At 61.7% G+C, this 14,426-nt stretch carries 17 protein-coding genes; 9 read left to right on the top strand and 8 right to left on the bottom strand.

Annotated elements, in window-relative coordinates; all coding sequences use genetic code 11:
- Positions 1 to 41: 41 nt before the first annotated feature.
- Positions 42 to 1,157 carry a carboxylate-amine ligase gene (locus tag OE747_RS01235; protein WP_263826791.1) on the bottom strand — a complete coding sequence of 372 codons (1,116 nt, stop codon included), beginning with the start codon at positions 1,155 to 1,157 and terminating at the stop codon, positions 42 to 44.
- A 135-nt stretch (positions 1,158 to 1,292) separates the two neighbouring features.
- On the opposite strand from OE747_RS01235, the gene OE747_RS01230 reads away from it, so the two are divergent.
- From OE747_RS01230 to OE747_RS01220, 3 genes are all read left to right on the top strand, one after another.
- On the top strand, positions 1,293 to 2,138 hold the full coding sequence (locus tag OE747_RS01230) for a class I SAM-dependent methyltransferase (RefSeq protein ID WP_263826790.1): 846 nt from the start codon (positions 1,293 to 1,295) through the stop codon (positions 2,136 to 2,138).
- 131 nt (positions 2,139 to 2,269) lie between these two features.
- Positions 2,270 to 2,713 carry a hypothetical protein gene (locus OE747_RS01225; RefSeq protein WP_263826789.1) on the top strand — a complete coding sequence of 148 codons (444 nt, stop codon included), beginning with the start codon at positions 2,270 to 2,272 and terminating at the stop codon, positions 2,711 to 2,713.
- An 88-nt stretch (positions 2,714 to 2,801) separates the two neighbouring features.
- Positions 2,802 to 3,239 (top strand): hypothetical protein, encoded by a 438-nt coding sequence (locus OE747_RS01220; RefSeq protein ID WP_263826788.1) that lies wholly within the window; start codon positions 2,802 to 2,804, stop codon positions 3,237 to 3,239.
- Here OE747_RS01220 and OE747_RS01215 read toward each other — a convergent pair.
- Together OE747_RS01215 and OE747_RS01210 are read right to left on the bottom strand one after the other, a co-directional pair.
- Positions 3,236 to 3,835, bottom strand: coding sequence for a L,D-transpeptidase (locus tag OE747_RS01215; protein ID WP_263826787.1), 600 nt, complete (start codon positions 3,833 to 3,835; stop codon positions 3,236 to 3,238). The two genes, OE747_RS01220 and OE747_RS01215, sit on opposite strands and share 4 nt — an antisense overlap.
- 158 nt (positions 3,836 to 3,993) lie before the next feature.
- Positions 3,994 to 5,493 (bottom strand): CoA-acylating methylmalonate-semialdehyde dehydrogenase, encoded by a 1,500-nt coding sequence (locus tag OE747_RS01210; RefSeq protein ID WP_263826786.1) that lies wholly within the window; start codon positions 5,491 to 5,493, stop codon positions 3,994 to 3,996.
- 106 nt (positions 5,494 to 5,599) lie between these two features.
- Here OE747_RS01210 and OE747_RS01205 point away from each other — a divergent pair, with 106 nt between their 5' ends.
- From OE747_RS01205 to coaD, 3 genes are all read left to right on the top strand, one after another.
- The gene (locus OE747_RS01205; RefSeq protein WP_263826785.1) at positions 5,600 to 6,502 is read left to right on the top strand and encodes a LysR family transcriptional regulator; all 903 of its coding nucleotides are present in this window, start codon (positions 5,600 to 5,602) and stop codon (positions 6,500 to 6,502) included.
- A 61-nt stretch (positions 6,503 to 6,563) separates the two neighbouring features.
- Positions 6,564 to 6,998, top strand: coding sequence for a CBS domain-containing protein (locus OE747_RS01200; RefSeq protein ID WP_263826784.1), 435 nt, complete (start codon positions 6,564 to 6,566; stop codon positions 6,996 to 6,998).
- A 93-nt stretch (positions 6,999 to 7,091) separates the two neighbouring features.
- Positions 7,092 to 7,589, top strand: coding sequence for a pantetheine-phosphate adenylyltransferase (gene coaD, locus OE747_RS01195; protein ID WP_263826783.1), 498 nt, complete (start codon positions 7,092 to 7,094; stop codon positions 7,587 to 7,589).
- A gap of 17 nt (positions 7,590 to 7,606) precedes the next feature.
- Here the strand turns inward: coaD and OE747_RS01190 are convergent, their stop codons facing one another.
- Together OE747_RS01190 and gap are read right to left on the bottom strand one after the other, a co-directional pair.
- Positions 7,607 to 7,750 (bottom strand): hypothetical protein, encoded by a 144-nt coding sequence (locus tag OE747_RS01190; protein WP_263389679.1) that lies wholly within the window; start codon positions 7,748 to 7,750, stop codon positions 7,607 to 7,609.
- A gap of 75 nt (positions 7,751 to 7,825) precedes the next feature.
- On the bottom strand, positions 7,826 to 8,827 hold the full coding sequence (gene gap, locus OE747_RS01185; RefSeq protein WP_263826782.1) for a type I glyceraldehyde-3-phosphate dehydrogenase: 1,002 nt from the start codon (positions 8,825 to 8,827) through the stop codon (positions 7,826 to 7,828).
- A 184-nt stretch (positions 8,828 to 9,011) separates the two neighbouring features.
- Between gap and OE747_RS01180 the strand changes: the two genes are divergently transcribed.
- Complete coding sequence (locus tag OE747_RS01180) at positions 9,012 to 9,983, top strand: DUF808 domain-containing protein (protein ID WP_263826781.1); 972 nt, start codon at positions 9,012 to 9,014, stop codon at positions 9,981 to 9,983.
- A 54-nt stretch (positions 9,984 to 10,037) separates the two neighbouring features.
- Here the strand turns inward: OE747_RS01180 and tkt are convergent, their stop codons facing one another.
- Positions 10,038 to 12,062, bottom strand: a complete 2,025-nt coding sequence (gene tkt, locus OE747_RS01175; protein WP_263826780.1) for a transketolase — start codon at positions 12,060 to 12,062, stop codon at positions 10,038 to 10,040.
- Positions 12,063 to 12,314: 252 nt separating this feature from the next.
- On the opposite strand from tkt, the gene OE747_RS01170 reads away from it, so the two are divergent.
- Both OE747_RS01170 and OE747_RS01165 read left to right on the top strand, forming a co-directional pair.
- On the top strand, positions 12,315 to 13,172 hold the full coding sequence (locus tag OE747_RS01170) for a coiled-coil domain-containing protein (protein ID WP_263826779.1): 858 nt from the start codon (positions 12,315 to 12,317) through the stop codon (positions 13,170 to 13,172).
- A complete protein-coding gene (locus OE747_RS01165; RefSeq protein ID WP_263826778.1) occupies positions 13,172 to 13,567 on the top strand; it encodes a cell division protein ZapA in 396 nt (131 codons plus the stop codon). Before OE747_RS01170 ends, OE747_RS01165 begins: the two co-directional genes overlap by 1 nt.
- A 140-nt stretch (positions 13,568 to 13,707) precedes the next feature.
- Here the strand turns inward: OE747_RS01165 and grxD are convergent, their stop codons facing one another.
- Positions 13,708 to 14,070 (bottom strand): Grx4 family monothiol glutaredoxin, encoded by a 363-nt coding sequence (gene grxD, locus OE747_RS01160; RefSeq protein WP_263826777.1) that lies wholly within the window; start codon positions 14,068 to 14,070, stop codon positions 13,708 to 13,710.
- Between the two features lie 102 nt (positions 14,071 to 14,172).
- On the bottom strand, positions 14,173 to 14,409 hold the full coding sequence (locus OE747_RS01155) for a BolA/IbaG family iron-sulfur metabolism protein (protein ID WP_263826776.1): 237 nt from the start codon (positions 14,407 to 14,409) through the stop codon (positions 14,173 to 14,175).
- Positions 14,410 to 14,426: the final 17 nt, after the last annotated feature.

Genomic DNA, 14,426 nt, shown 5'->3' with positions numbered 1-14,426 from the left:
GGGGTGAATTGGCCGCAGGCCAAGAGGGGCAGCGCCCCCGGCTACAGATCGGCGTGGAACTCCTCGATCAGGTGGCGCACCACGGCCTGTCCCGCATCCTCGCCCCGTGCCAGTGCCTCGGCATGGACCCTTCGCTGCCGGGTGGCCGAGTTGCCATGTTCGGCGATCTGGCGCAGGCGCGCCAGTTCGGGCAGGGTACCCAGCGCCTCGGCATCCTCGGACAGCATCCCCATCAGCTCGTCCATCAGCACCGTCATCGGCTTGACCGAGCGATCGCCAAAATCGATCAGCCCTTCGCCCACGCCATAGCGCTGCGCGCGCCAGCGGTTCTCGCCGATCAGGAACCGGTCATAATGGCGCCAGCGCAGGTTGCGCGCTTTCAACCGGCACAGCATCCGCATCAGCGCCTGGTTCATCGCGGCCAGCGACAGCGCATGTTCCAGCCGCGGCTGCACATCCATGATCCGGGTTTCCAGCGTCGGGAAGCGGTGCGAGGGGCGCAGATCCCACCAGATCTTGGTGGTGTCCTCGATCACGCCCAGTTCCACCAGAATGCCGGTGGTGCGCTCATACTCTGCCCAGCTCGCAAATGTGGGCGGCAGGCCGGTGCGCGGCAGGTTGTCGAAGATGGTCAGCCGATAGGACGACAGGCCGGTATCCTCGCCATTCCAGAAGGGCGAGGAGGCCGACAGCGCCAGAAGATGCGGCAGGAAGTAACTCAGCTGTGGCATCAGATCGGCGCGCAGCGCCTTGTCTTCGACCCCGATATGCACATGCATGCCACAGATCAGCATCCGCCGCGCCACCCCACCCAGCGCATGTTGCAGCGCGTCGTAACGCTCCTTGCGGGTGTGGTGCTGGTCCTTCCAGTTGGCGAATGGGTGGCACGAGACAGCAATCGGCGCCAGATTATGCTCTCCCGCCCGTTTCGACACACAGGCGCGCAGACGTTTCAGATCCTCGCGGGCGGCGGCGATGGTGGTATGCGGGCGGGTGCCCACCTCGATCTGGCATTGCAGGAACTCGGGGCTGACCTGGCCTTCGAAATCGGCCTGACAAGCCTCCATCAAAGCGGCGGGCGCCTCGGCCAGTTGCAGGCTGTCGCGGTCAACCAGCAGGTATTCCTCTTCGATCCCAAGCGTGTATTCCGTCTGCATGGTGCCTCCCGTTTGGCCGTGTTGGACCAGTGAACAGGCATCGGACCCGTTTCTCAAGCAGGAATGCCATTGGATCGCGGGCGCGGGCCGGTTATGCAACGGGCTGAACCAGAGGACGGACAACAGGTGAAAGCGGTGAAAAAGCGGAAGTTTCCAAAGGCCAACGCGTTGCTGTCCCGGTGGGGGATGGCGCTTGTCGATGCCCGCGAAGGGCTTGCCGAGCAACAGCGGCTGCGCGACTTCGAAGCGTGCGGCGGCCTTGACGATATCGCCTATGCGCTCAGCCCGGGGATGGACGGGTTCGATATCGGCCAACTGGCCGGAGAATACCAGACCCATGCCGATGCCCTTGCCGCGCTGCACGACCCAGAGCGGAACCAGACCGGCTATCGCAACAATAACGGCTATTATGACACGCCGGATGCCGAGGCGCTCTATCTGATGGTCCGCCGCTATCAGCCGCGCCAGGTGATCGAGGTTGGCTGCGGCAACTCGACCCGGATCACCCGTCAGGCCATTCTGGACGGCGGGCTGGCCACCACGATTACCGCCATAGACCCCTGGCCGCGCGCCGACATCGCGCATGTGGTCGACCAGTTCGAGCAGAAACGTCTGGAAGAGGTCGATCCGGCCCTGTTCGCCGCACTGGGTGCAGGCGACATCCTGTTCATCGATTCAAGCCACCAGGTGCGGATGAGCAACGATGTCGCGCATCTCTTCTGCCGGATCATCCCGGCGCTGGCACCGGGCGTGGTGATCCATGTGCATGACGTGTTCCTGCCCTATGAATACCCCAAGCGGTTCTTTTATGACTGCCCCTCCTGGGCGGAACAGTATGTCCTGCATGCGCTGATCCAATCGGGCGGGTATGACATCCTCTGGCCCGGTTACTACCTGCAACGCGCGCGACCTGATGCTGTGGCGGCGCTGCCGTTCCTGGGGCAGGGGCGGGCGCAATCCTTCTGGATCCGCAAGATCTGAACTGTTTCCGGGCTTGCCACAATCTTGTCCAATTTCGGTGCGACCCTGTACAAAACGGAACAAACGGGGCTGAGGCCCTGAGCAAAACGGTCAATTTCGGGTACAATCCAACAAGATTGGAGAGGGACGGCATGATGCGTGTGACGGTTCTGATCTTTGCGCTTTCTGCCGGGTTGGGGCTTTCCGGCGCCGCATTGGCGGACGAAACCCAGCCTGTCAAATCCGGCCAAACCTCCACCACAAAGCGGTTCGATCCCCTGATCTGGGCGGAAACGGCCTTGGGCAACCGTGTCGATCTGAGCGCGGGCGCCTTGCCGAACGGCAGCAAAGCAGGACCCTTTGCCCTGAGCGCCGCGGTTCCATTTGTCGACACCCGAGGCATACGGTTTTCCTTCGTCGGCGCGCTGGCCTGGGATGCCGATCTGGCGCAGAAATCGCGGTATTCCCTTGGCGCCGTGGCCCCGGTGGCGGCGCTGGAGGCGCGCTATCGCAACGCCTATCTGCGGGCCGTGCCAAGTGAGGCGCTGGATGCCGAGACCAGGTTGAACTTTGGTCTGACCATACCGCTCAAATAACCGCTTCGGCGCATCGCGCCTGACACATTTCCGCAAAAGGACAGAATTCAAATCTATGCAAAAGAGTGCCAAAACAGCCATGCTTTCAATGGCTTTCGCAGTTTCATCCAACTTTGCGGTTGCCGGTCCTGACCAGGTTTCGATCCTGCTGGGGTCGCATCATGTTGGCGCGACCCGCTCGTTCGAAGAGGTCAATCCCGGGCTGTTCCTGACCTGGACCGAGGTGGCGATCGGTCAGCGCGTTGATCTGACTGTAGGGGCATTTCGCAACAGCTATGGTGACGGCTCTATTGCCGTGTCGGGGGCATATCCGCTGTACCGGACCGAGAACTGGGGGTTCGATCTGTTCGCCGGCCTTGCCTGGTATCCCGGCAACGGAGACCAGTTTAACCACGCCGTGGACGACATGGTACCGCTGGGTGGCGTGCAGATGCGCTATCGCAATCTGTTCATTCAGGCTTTGCCAGGGGGCGGCAACGCGGTCGATGCCACCCTGACCTATGGCCTGACTTTTCCGCTGAACTAGAGCAGCCGAACCTTGGTTCCGATCTGTACCATCGGATAGAGTTCTTCGACATGCTGGTTGTAGAGCCCGATGCACCCGGACGAACTTTGCCGACCGATCTTGCGGGTGTCGTGGGTGCCATGCACCAGATAAGCGGGCCAATCCAGATACATTGCCCGTGTTCCCAAGGGGTTACCGGGCACACCGCCTTCGATGCGCTGGGGTAGGGTTGGGTCGCGCTCACGCATCGAGGCGGTTGGAGTCCAGCTTGGGTTCTCCGTCTTGCGCACGACCTCGGTGTATCCGCGGCGCGTCAGTTCCTCGGTCATCGGGACCGAGGAGGGGTAGAGCTTGTAAGTGCCGTCCGGCGCCCAGTAATGCACCGCCCGGCTGGAGATATCCGCCAGCAAACAGCCGACCCCGATGGCATCGAAATGGTCCTGCCAGTTCTGCTGGCTGAATGCCGAGATGTTCCGCCGCACGGCGACCTGGTCGCGGATGACCTCTTCGTTGGTCGGAAAGGCATCGGTGGACTGCGCGCGGGCGATCGCGGGCGCGGCAAGGCTGGCTGCAAAGCCCAAAAGGGTCGCACGGCGGGTCAGGCGAGGCTGGGTCATAGGTCTCCTGCTCTTTCTGAACAAATTTTCGTGCAACATAGGGCTTTGCCCCTGACCCTTCCAGTGGTGTCCTTTGAACAATTTGTGAGTGTTTGACGAACTCGGCAAGGAACTGCCGAAAGAAAAACGCCCCGGCGGGGCCGGGGCGTTTTCCGAGATTATTCCATCACCGGAATGGAGAATTCGCCACCTTCCTTGATGCCCGAGGGCCAGCGGGCGGTGACGGTCTTGGTCCGAGTGTAGAACTTGAACGCGTCGGGGCCATGCTGGTTCAGGTCGCCGAAGGCCGACTTCTTCCAACCGCCGAAGGTGTGATAGGCCAGCGGCACCGGGATCGGCACGTTGACGCCGACCATGCCGATATTGATCCGGTTGGCGAAATCGCGCGCGGCGTCGCCGTCACGGGTAAAGATCGCGGTCCCGTTGCCATATTCGTGGTCCATGGCCAGGCCAAGCGCCTCTTCATAGGTCTTGGCGCGCACGGTGCTGAGGACCGGGCCAAAGATCTCTTTCTTGTAGATGTCCATGTCGGGAGTGACATGGTCAAAGAGATGCGGGCCGACAAAGAAGCCGTCCTCGTAGCCTTGCAGGCTGAAATCGCGGCCATCGACCACCAGCTTGGCGCCCTGTTCCACGCCCGAGTTCACCAGGCGCAGGATGTTCTCCTTGGCGGCGGCGGTGACAACGGGGCCGTAATCGACATCCTTACCGGCGGTATAGGGGCCGACCTTCAGCTTTTCGATGCGGGGCACCAGCTTCTCGATCAGGCGGTCGGCGGTTTCGTCCCCCACCGGCACGGCAACCGAAATGGCCATGCAGCGTTCGCCCGCGGCGCCGTAACCGGCACCCACCAGCGCGTCGGCGGCCTGGTCCATGTCGGCGTCTGGCATGATGATCATGTGGTTCTTGGCGCCGCCGAAACACTGCACGCGCTTGCCCTGGGAACAACCGGTGCCATAGATGTATTCGGCGATCGGGGTCGAGCCGACAAAGCCCACCGACTGGATCACCGGGTTGTACAGGATTGCGTCGACCGCTTCCTTGTCGCCGTTGACGACCTGAAGGATGCCCTTGGGCAGCCCGGCCTCTTCCATCAGTTCGGCCAGCATCAGCGGCACCGACGGATCACGCTCGGACGGCTTCAGGATGAAGGCGTTGCCGCAGGCGATGGCGGGCGCGAACATCCACATCGGAATCATGGCGGGGAAGTTGAACGGCGTGATGCCGGCGGTGACGCCCAGCGGCTGGCGCATCGAGTACATGTCGATGCCGGGGCCGGCGCTGTCGGTGAACTCGCCCTTCAGCATGTGCGGCGCGCCGATGCAGTATTCCACCACTTCCAAACCGCGCTGCACGTCGCCTGCGGCGTCGGGCAGGGTCTTGCCGTGCTCGCGGCTCAGCGCCTCGGCCAGCTTGTCCATGTCGCGGTTCAGAAGGTCGACGAATTTCATCATCACCCGCGCGCGGCGCTGCGGGTTGACGGCGGCCCAGGCCGGCTGGGCGGCGGCGGCGATTTCAACTGCGCGGGCCATTTCCTCGGTCGAGGCCAGCGGGCATTTGGCCTGCACTTCGCCGGTGGCGGGGTTGAAGACATCGGCAAAGCGGCCCGAGGTGCCTTTGACATGTTCGCCGTTGATGTAGTGGGTCAGTTCCTGCATGGGATCTCCTCCGGATTGGCTGGCGGCACTTTAGGCTTGCGAAAATCCCGAGAAAAGAGGCAAGATTTCAAAGTCGTTTTGCAAGAATGCAGTAGTGGGGTTGGGGATGGAACCGCATTGGGATGATATGAAGGTGTTTCTGGCCGTTGCGCGCGAGGAAAGTCTTTCCGGGGCGGGGCGGTTGCTGAAACTCGATCCGGCTACGGTCGGCCGACGCATCGCTCGGCTGGAGGCGGCCTATGACGCGCCGCTTTTTGCCAAGTCGCCACAGGGCTACACGATGACAGCGGCCGGAGAGCGGCTGTTGGCGCATGGGGAACAGGCCGAGGCTGCGATGCGCAGCGCATCCGAAGCACTGGCGGGCACAACCGAAGGTTTGACCGGCCAGATTCGCATAGGTGCACCGGACGGGAGCGCCAACTACCTGCTGCCGCAGGTCTGCGCGCAGATCAGCGACGAGAACCCGGATCTGGACATTCAGATCCTGGCCTTACCGCGCATCATCAACCTGTCGCGGCGCGAGGCAGACATGGCGATTACCGTGAGTGCCCCGACCGCCGGGCATCTGCTGGTACAGAAGATCACCGATTACAAGCTGCACCTGGTTGCGGCGCGCCAGTATCTGCGGCGCCACGCACCCATCGAGAAGGTCGAGGACCTGAAGGGGCATCGGATGATCGGCTATATTCCCGACATGATCTTTGACCGGGAACTGGATTACCTGAATGATATCGGCGTTGAACGGGTTGCGCTGTCGTCGAACTCGGTATCGGTTCAGCTACGACATGCCTCTCACGGGTCGGGGGTTTGCGTCGCGCATGACTTCACGCTGCCTTTTCATGGCAATCTGCGCCAGATTCTGACCGACCGGATCAGTCTGACGCGTTCGTTTTATCTGGTACGGCATCAGGGAGATCAGCGCAGCGAGCGCCTGAACCGGTTTGCCGAGGCGTTGTCGCGCGGCATCCGCGACGAGGTGGCACGGCTGGAAGGTCATGGTGCGTCTTGACAGGATCAGCCTTTAACGCAACGCTTTGGAAAGTGAGAAGATATTTTCGGAGGAGTTGCGAATGCTTGTTCAGGCCATTCTGAAGTCAAAGGCAAGCGACGGTGTTGTCACCGTTCCGGCATCGGCAACGGTCTCGGAAGCGGCGGCGATCCTGGCGGAAAAGCGGATCGGAACGGTAGTTGTGTCCGATGACGGTGTCACAGCTCTGGGCATCCTGTCGGAACGCGACATCGTGCGCGAGCTTGCGGCCAGCGGAAGTGGCTGCCTGACACAAAGCGTAAGCGAATACATGACGGCCGACTTGGTGACCTGCACCCGCGATTCGTCTGTCCAGAACGTCTTGACACAGATGACCGAGCGGCGGTTCCGGCACATGCCGGTCGTCGAGGAGGGCAAGCTGATCGGTATCGTCACGCTGGGCGATGTGGTCAAGGCGCAGCTGTCGGAACTGGCGATGGAAAAGGATGCCCTTGAAAGCATGATCATGGGGCACTGATCCGCCATTTTTTTTCGCCGCAGGCTGCCGGTCTTGCACCTGCGGCGAAGATATGTTTGCTTGCGCAGCAATAATATTGCGCAGGAGGGCGCCATGAGAGTTGCATTGTATCCCGGAACCTTCGACCCGATTACTCTGGGGCATATCGACATCATCCGGCGCGCCTCTGCTCTGGTGGACAAGCTGGTCATTGGTGTCGCCATCAACCGGGACAAGGGGCCTCTCTTCAACCTGGAAGAGCGGGTTGCGATGATCGAGGCCGAGTGCGCCAAGCTCAGCGCCGAAACAGAGACCGAGATCGTGGCCCATCCTTTCGAGAATCTGCTGATTGATTGCGCCCGGGATGTTGGGGCTCAGATCATCGTTCGGGGCCTGCGCGCTGTTGCCGATTTTGAATATGAATTCCAGATGGTTGGCATGAACCGGGCGCTCGACGACAAGATCGAGACGGTGTTCCTCATGGCTGATGCGCGCCGACAGGCGATCGCCTCGAAGCTGGTCAAGGAAATCGCGCGTCTGGGTGGTGATGTGTCCAAGTTCGTGACACCGCTGGTCAACGAAGCGTTGAAAGAGCGACTTTCCGTGAAGTAACGCCGAGGTGGCAGGTGTCACCGCCAGAATGCCATCCATTCAAGCAGATCGAATAGCTTCTTGCCGAGAAAGAGGATGTGCTCGGTTCCGAACATCGCAAAATCCAACATCATCCCGCCCAGGAGAAAGATGCCGAGCCAAAGGGCGATCTGGTTGGTCATGTAAGGTCGGCTCCGACGAAAACGCCCGCTCAGATAACCTGAGCGGGCGTATCTTCTCAAGTGGGTCGGCGCAAATCAGCCAAGCTTGCCCATGGCCACGGCAACGTCGGCCATACGGACCGAAAAGCCCCATTCATTGTCATACCAGGCCAGCACGCGCACCATGCGGTTTTCCACCACGCGGGTCTGGTCGGGGGCAAAGATCGAGCTTTCGGGGGTGTGATTGAAATCGGTCGACACCAGCGGCGCGGGCTCGTAGCCCAGCACGCCTTTCATCGGGCCTGTGGCGGCGGCCTGCACGGCGGCGTTCACCTCGTCTGCGGTCACGTCGCGCCCGGCGCGGAAGGTCAGGTCAACGGCCGAGACATTGGGTGTCGGCACCCGGATCGCAGATCCGTCCAGTCGGCCCTTGAGGTTCGGCAGCACCTCACCCAGTGCCTTGGCGGCCCCGGTCGAGGTGGGGATCATCGACATCGCGGCGGCACGGGCGCGATAGAGGTCCTTGTGGCGGCGGTCCAGCGTCGGCTGGTCGCCGGTATAGGCGTGGATCGTGGTCATGATGCCGTGTTCGATGCCAAAGGCCTCGTCCAGCACCTTGGCCAGTGGCGCCAGGCAGTTGGTGGTGCAGGAGCCGTTCGAGATCATGGTGTCGGCGGCGGTCAGCTGGTCGTCGTTGACGCCGAACACGATGGTTTTGTCCACGTTCTTGCCGGGGGCGGATAGCAGCACCTTCTTGGCGCCACGCTCCAGATGCACCTTGGCCTTGGCGCCATCGTTGAATTTGCCGGTGCATTCCAGCACCACGTCGCAGCCCGACCAGTCAAGCTCGTTCAGATCATAGGTCGAGAACATTTGCATGTCGCCGCGACCGAGGTTCATGGTGCCGTCGCCGATGCTGACCTCACCCGGAAAACGGCCATGCACGCTGTCATATTTGATCAGGTGGGCGGCGGTTTCCAGCGGACCGGTGGCGTTGACCTTGATCACCTCGATATCGTCGCGGCCCGAGGCTGCGATATGCGACAGGGTGCACCGACCGATGCGGCCAAATCCGTTGATACCAACCTTGATCGTCATTGTGAAACTCCGACAGACGTGAATTTGTCCCGCCATATAGACGGCGCTGACAGTGTCAGAAAGGGCAAAACCGATTTATTTTGAGTGTGTTAGCGCAAACTTGACCCGGTTGCGCTAACGCTTGCAGCCAGCGGGCGTTACGCTAGGGTGACCTAAGATGCGGGCAGGATGAAAGGATGCGGGCATGAGCGGATTGCTGGCCCTTCTCGACGATGTTGCGGGAATTGCCAAGGTCGCGGCGGCCTCGGTCGACGATGTGGCGGCGCAGGCGGCCAAGGCGGGTGCCAAGGCGGCGGGTGCCGTGATCGACGATGCGGCGGTGACCCCGAAATATGTGCATGGATTCGCACCCGCGCGCGAATTGCCGATCATCTGGAAGATTGCCCGTGGCTCGATCCGCAACAAGCTGCTTATTCTGCTGCCTGCAGCGCTGATCCTCGCGAATTTCGCACCCTGGCTGATCGCGCCGTTGTTGATGCTGGGTGGCGCCTATCTGTGTTTCGAGGGCGCGGAAAAAGTCTATCACGCGCTTGTACCGCATGACACCAGCCATGTGTTCAAGGAGGACGAACCGGGCGATCCGCTGCATCTGGAAGAGCAGAAGGCCGCCGGTGCCATCAAGACCGATTTCATCCTGTCGGCCGAGATCATGACCATCATTCTGGCCGCCATTCCCGAAAGCGGATTCTGGATGGAGGCGGCGACACTGGCCGTGGCCGGGATCGGCATCACAATTGCGGTCTACGGATCTGTGGCTTTGATCGTGAAGGCCGACGACTTTGGCCTGTTTCTGGCAGAAAACGGACGTCTGGGGGCAACACGTGCCTTTGGCAGGGGGCTGGTGCGGGGAATGCCGCGTTTCATGTATCTGCTGACTGTGGTGGGCACAGCGGCGATGCTGTGGGTTGGCGGGTCGATCGTCATTCATGGCATGGAAGAGTTGGGCTTTGGCTGGCTGGGTCATCACATCCACGACTGGGCCTATGCCGTGGGTCATTTGGTTCCTGCGGCGTGGACCGGGCCGGTGGAATGGATCGCCAAGGCCGCCATGGATGGCGTCTTTGGGCTGGCGCTCGGCATTCTGTTGATCCCTTTGGCGACAAAAGTCATCGCGCCGGTGCTGTCGGCAGTCATCGGCAAAAAGCACACACATTAACAACGAAAAGGGCGGCACATGGCCGCCCTTTCCAGATCAGATTGACTGTCGAACTCAGCCCAGCAGTTCCTTGGCCTTGGCCACGGTCGCCGCCGCAGTGATGCCGAACTTCTCGTAGAGTTCTTCGGCCGGAGCAGAGGCACCGAAGCCGGTCATGCCGATGAAGCCCGCCTTGGCCTCGCGCCCGCGCTCACCCAGCAGCCAGCGATCCCAGCCGCCTGCGCGCATCGCGGCCTCGATGCCCACTCGGACGGGACCGGCAGGCAGGACGCGCTTGCGATAGGCTTCGTCCTGCTCGGCAAAAAGTTCCATGCAGGGCATCGAGACCACGCGGGTGCCAATTCCATCGGCCTCCAGCGCCGCGCGGGCCTGCATGGCGATCTCGACTTCGGAGCCGGTGGCGATCAGGATCACCTGACGTTTGCCCGCGCTGGCGTCGGCCAGCACATAGGCGCCCTGGGCGGTCAGGTTCTTGGTCTTGTGCTCGGTGCGCAGGGTGGGCAGGTTCTGGCGCGTCAGCGACAGGACCGAGGGGCTCTGCTGGAAGGTCAGCGCCAATTCCCAGGCCTCGGCGGTTTCCACCGTATCGGCGGGGCGGAACACATAGGTGTTGGGCGTGGCCCGGCTGATCGCCAGATGCTCCACCGGCTGGTGGGTCGGACCGTCCTCGCCCAGGCCGATTGAGTCATGCGTCATCACAAAGACCGACGGGATCTTCATCAGCGCGGCCAGGCGCATCGCCGGGCGGGCATAGTCGGTGAAGCACATGAAGGTGCCGCCATAGGGGCGGATGCCTCCATGCAGCGCCATGCCGTTCATCGCCGCCGCCATGCCATGTTCGCGGATCCCCCAGTGGATATAGCGGCCCTTGCGGTTTTCCGGCAGGAAGATACCCAGATCGGCGGTCTTGGTGTTGTTCGAGCCGGTCAGGTCGGCCGAGCCGCCGACGGTCTCGGTCATGATCGGGTTGACGACCTTCAGCACTTCTTCCGAGCTTTTGCGGGTGGCCCATTTGGGTTGCTCTTCCGAGACCTGCTTTTTCAGCGCGCGGATGGCACCGGCCAGCTTCTTGGGCGCCTCGAACGCATAGGCGCGGGTGAACTCGGCCTGCTTGCGCTCGCTCAGCTCGGCAAAGCGGGTCTCCCAGGCGGCCCGCTCGGCGGCGCCACGGCTGCCGATGGCCTCCCAGGCGGATTTCACGTCCGAAGGCACCTCGAAGGGTCCATGTGCCCAGCCATAGGCCTCTTTCGCGGCCAGAAGCTGCCCCTGATCGGTGAGCGCGCCATGGCCCTTGGAGGTGTCCTGTGCCGCGTGGCCCAGCGCGATATGGGTCTTGCAGGCGATCATCGTGGGCTTTTTCGAGCCCTTGGCCTGGGTCAGGGCGGCGTCGATGGCGGCCGGGTCATGGCCGTCGATCTCGATCACATGCCAGCCCGAGGCGGCAAAGCGACGGACCTGGTCGGTGCGGTCGGCGATATCGACGGTACCGTCGATGGTGATGTTGTTGTTGTCCCACAGGACGACGAGCTTGCTCAGCTCCAGACGCCCGGCAAGGCCGATGGCCTCCTGGCTGACGCCCTCCATCAGGCAGCCGTCACCGGCGATCACATAGGTGTAATGGTCGACGACCTTCTTGCCGTATTGCGCGCGCTGGATTTCCTCGGCGATGGCAAAGCCCACGGCGTTCGAGATGCCCTGACCCAGCGGGCCGGTGGTGGTCTCGATCCCCTTGGCGAGGAAATTCTCGGGGTGGCCGGCGGTCTTTGCACCCATCTGGCGGAAGTTCTTGATCTCCTCCAGCGTGATCTCGGGATTGCTGGTGAGATACAGCAGCGAATAGAGCAGCATCGAACCATGGCCGGCCGACAGGATGAACCGGTCGCGGTCGGGCCATGTGGGGTTGGCGGCATCGAATTTCAGGTGCTTTTCAAACAGCACGGTGGCGACATCGGCCATGCCCATCGGCATGCCGGAATGGCCGGAATTTGCCGCCGCGATGGCATCCAGCGTCAGGGCGCGGATGGCGGTGGCCTTGGTCCAGTGGTCGGGGTTCGCAGTGCGCAGCGCAGTCAGGTCCACGAGGCTTTGTCCTTTGGGTTTCGGGCGGATTGCGCGCTCAATACCACTCACCCCTCAAAGTTCAAGCAGAACGGGCCGATGCGGCGAAGAGTCGGATCAGAAGTGGCCTCCAAGTGATTGAAAGCAATGATAGGGGTATTTAGGGTGTCATTTGGTTAGACTACATCTATTCATCCCAGCACCCGATTCGGACCAATTCGGGACCGGTAGCCGGGCAGAGAACAAAAAACGCGTCACACGAAGGTGAGGGGCATGAGCCAGATTGAGGAACTACAGGGCCGTATCTCGGCCGCGATGGAGCGGATCAGCGCTGGCGTCGAAAGTCTTGGCAAACCGCAACCGGTTGTTGCCGCGACAGAAGATGCGGAGCCGGATGCCGATCTGCTTGCACAGCTCGAGGACGAGCGGCTTGCCAATGCCCAGCTTGAAGAGCGCCTGAGATCCATAAAGGCCAAGCATGCGGCCGAGATCGAAGCCCTGACATCGCAAGACGACGGGTCGGCAGACGCGGGCGAACTGGACCGTTTGCGCAGCGAACTGGATGAGGTTAGGCGCGCGTTGTCCGAGGCACAGTCAAAGCTGGAGGCGGCCGCATCCGAGCAAGAGGCGGAAGATCGCGCGGCAATGCAAGCGGAGATCGAGGCACTTCGCGCCCAGGTCGAAAGCGCCGAGGATATCGCGCCGCTCAAGGCTGAACTGGAACAGCTCAGGTCTCAGACTGTCAACCCGGAGCTGGTGGACCAGTTGCGTGAGGAGAATGCCGCACTCAAGGCCGAGTTGAGCAATTCCGAGCGTCTGTCCGATCTGCTGGCCGAGTTGGAGATGCTGCGCGCAGAGCGGGTCAGTCACGGAGAGGCGATGTCGCGGCTCGACGGAGATCTGCAACGCCTGCGCAAGGCAAACGATCAGTTGCGAAAGGTCGTATCCGAACTGAGAACGGCCAATGAGGCTGGAGTGGGAGAACCGCACCTGATCAACAGCGCGATGCTGGCCGAGTTGGAGGCGCTGCGGGCGCAACGGGCGACGGACGCGTCCGAGGTACATGCGGTCCTGAGCAAACTGGGGCCGCTGTTGTCCGCGGCCAACCTGGCAGAAGGAGAGGATGAGTGATGCCGGAGGTGACGATCCACATCGGGGGCCGGGGATTCGAGGTATCGTGTCAGGATGGCGAGGAAAGCTACCTGCAAGCGGCAGCGAAGATGCTCGACGACGAGGCGCAGGTTCTGTCTGATCAGATCGGCCGAATGCCAGAGGCACGTATGCTGCTGATGGCCGGGCTGATGCTCGCCGACAAGACGGCTGCGGTTGAAGATAAAATCAAGGTTGTCGAAGCCAAACTTGCCGAACGAGATGCCGAGATCGCCAGTCTGCGCAATGCGCCGGCGCCAGAGCCAGAACGGGTCGAGATCGCGGTTATTCCACCCTCTGTCACCGATACGCTAGCTGAGCTCGCCGCGCGCGCCGAGGCGTTGGCGGATCAGGTCGAGGAGAAAGCCGCAGGATAATACCTCGCGGGATCGGGCCAAGATGTTGGAAACATCTTGAAAAAGGGCGCCACTTGGGGCGCCCTTTTTTCAGGATTTTCCAAAATCCTGTCAACAAGGTCTTTGTAAGACCTTGCTCGCGCTTGCTGCGTCGGCAACGCTCAGGCGTTGGCCGCGCGGATCTTGTCGGCGGCGTCCTTGTCGTAGGAAACGCCGTTATCCTCGAACAGGGTATCGAGTTCCCCGGACAGGGTCATTTCGGTGATGATGTCGCAACCGCCGACGAACTCGCCCTTTACATAGAGCTGTGGGATGGTCGGCCAGTCGGAGTAGTCCTTGATGCCCTGCCGGATCTCGTCGTCAGCCAGAACGTTGACGTCCTTGTATGCGACGCCCATGTAGTTCAGAACACCGGCCACGCGCGATGAGAAGCCACATTGCGGCATCTCCTTGGTCCCCTTCATGTAAAGGACCACGTCGTTGGCTTTTACGGTTTCGTCGATGCGGGACTTTGCGTCGGTCATTGTTTCGTTTCCTGTTTCGCCAACGGTCAACCGTCTGGCATGTGGATAACTGGTTTATGCGGCCTCACAGTTCGCTCGAGGCATCGGTTCAGTCTTTCGGTTCTACTCGGGTGCCTTGGTCGTCAAGGCAAGCGCATGCAGTTTACCGCTGTCGATCTCGGGCCTGACGGCGGCGTTTACCGCCCGCTGCTGCTGAACACGGCTCTGCCCCTTGAAGCTTGCATCGATGACCTCGGCGGCCCAGTGGTTGCCGTCACCTGCAAGGTCGGTGATGGTAATCTTTGCCTGCGGAAAGCTGGCGCGGATCAGCGCTTCGATTTCATGGGCTTCCATGGCCATATGATAAACTCCGGATA

Source organism: Ruegeria aquimaris, assembly GCF_025751555.1.
In the GTDB taxonomy this organism is placed as follows: Bacteria; Pseudomonadota; Alphaproteobacteria; order Rhodobacterales; family Rhodobacteraceae; genus Ruegeria_B; species Ruegeria_B aquimaris.
This window is presented reverse-complemented; position numbering and strand designations above follow the sequence as displayed.

Excerpts from the sequence above, each read along its gene's own strand:
- OE747_RS01235 (WP_263826791.1), bottom strand. The coding sequence starts at position 1,157 with ATGCAGACGGAATACACGCTTGGGATCGAAGAGGAATACCTGCTGGTT.
- OE747_RS01225 (WP_263826789.1), top strand. The coding sequence starts at position 2,270 with ATGATGCGTGTGACGGTTCTGATCTTTGCGCTTTCTGCCGGGTTGGGG.
- OE747_RS01220 (WP_263826788.1), top strand. The coding sequence starts at position 2,802 with ATGGCTTTCGCAGTTTCATCCAACTTTGCGGTTGCCGGTCCTGACCAG.
- OE747_RS01215 (WP_263826787.1), bottom strand. The coding sequence starts at position 3,835 with ATGACCCAGCCTCGCCTGACCCGCCGTGCGACCCTTTTGGGCTTTGCA.
- OE747_RS01210 (WP_263826786.1), bottom strand. The coding sequence starts at position 5,493 with ATGCAGGAACTGACCCACTACATCAACGGCGAACATGTCAAAGGCACC.
- OE747_RS01205 (WP_263826785.1), top strand. The coding sequence starts at position 5,600 with ATGGAACCGCATTGGGATGATATGAAGGTGTTTCTGGCCGTTGCGCGC.
- OE747_RS01200 (WP_263826784.1), top strand. The coding sequence starts at position 6,564 with ATGCTTGTTCAGGCCATTCTGAAGTCAAAGGCAAGCGACGGTGTTGTC.
- coaD (WP_263826783.1), top strand. The coding sequence starts at position 7,092 with ATGAGAGTTGCATTGTATCCCGGAACCTTCGACCCGATTACTCTGGGG.
- OE747_RS01190 (WP_263389679.1), bottom strand. The coding sequence starts at position 7,750 with ATGACCAACCAGATCGCCCTTTGGCTCGGCATCTTTCTCCTGGGCGGG.
- gap (WP_263826782.1), bottom strand. The coding sequence starts at position 8,827 with ATGACGATCAAGGTTGGTATCAACGGATTTGGCCGCATCGGTCGGTGC.
- OE747_RS01180 (WP_263826781.1), top strand. The coding sequence starts at position 9,012 with ATGAGCGGATTGCTGGCCCTTCTCGACGATGTTGCGGGAATTGCCAAG.
- OE747_RS01170 (WP_263826779.1), top strand. The coding sequence starts at position 12,315 with ATGAGCCAGATTGAGGAACTACAGGGCCGTATCTCGGCCGCGATGGAG.
- OE747_RS01165 (WP_263826778.1), top strand. The coding sequence starts at position 13,172 with ATGCCGGAGGTGACGATCCACATCGGGGGCCGGGGATTCGAGGTATCG.
- grxD (WP_263826777.1), bottom strand. The coding sequence starts at position 14,070 with ATGACCGACGCAAAGTCCCGCATCGACGAAACCGTAAAAGCCAACGAC.
- OE747_RS01155 (WP_263826776.1), bottom strand. The coding sequence starts at position 14,409 with ATGGCCATGGAAGCCCATGAAATCGAAGCGCTGATCCGCGCCAGCTTT.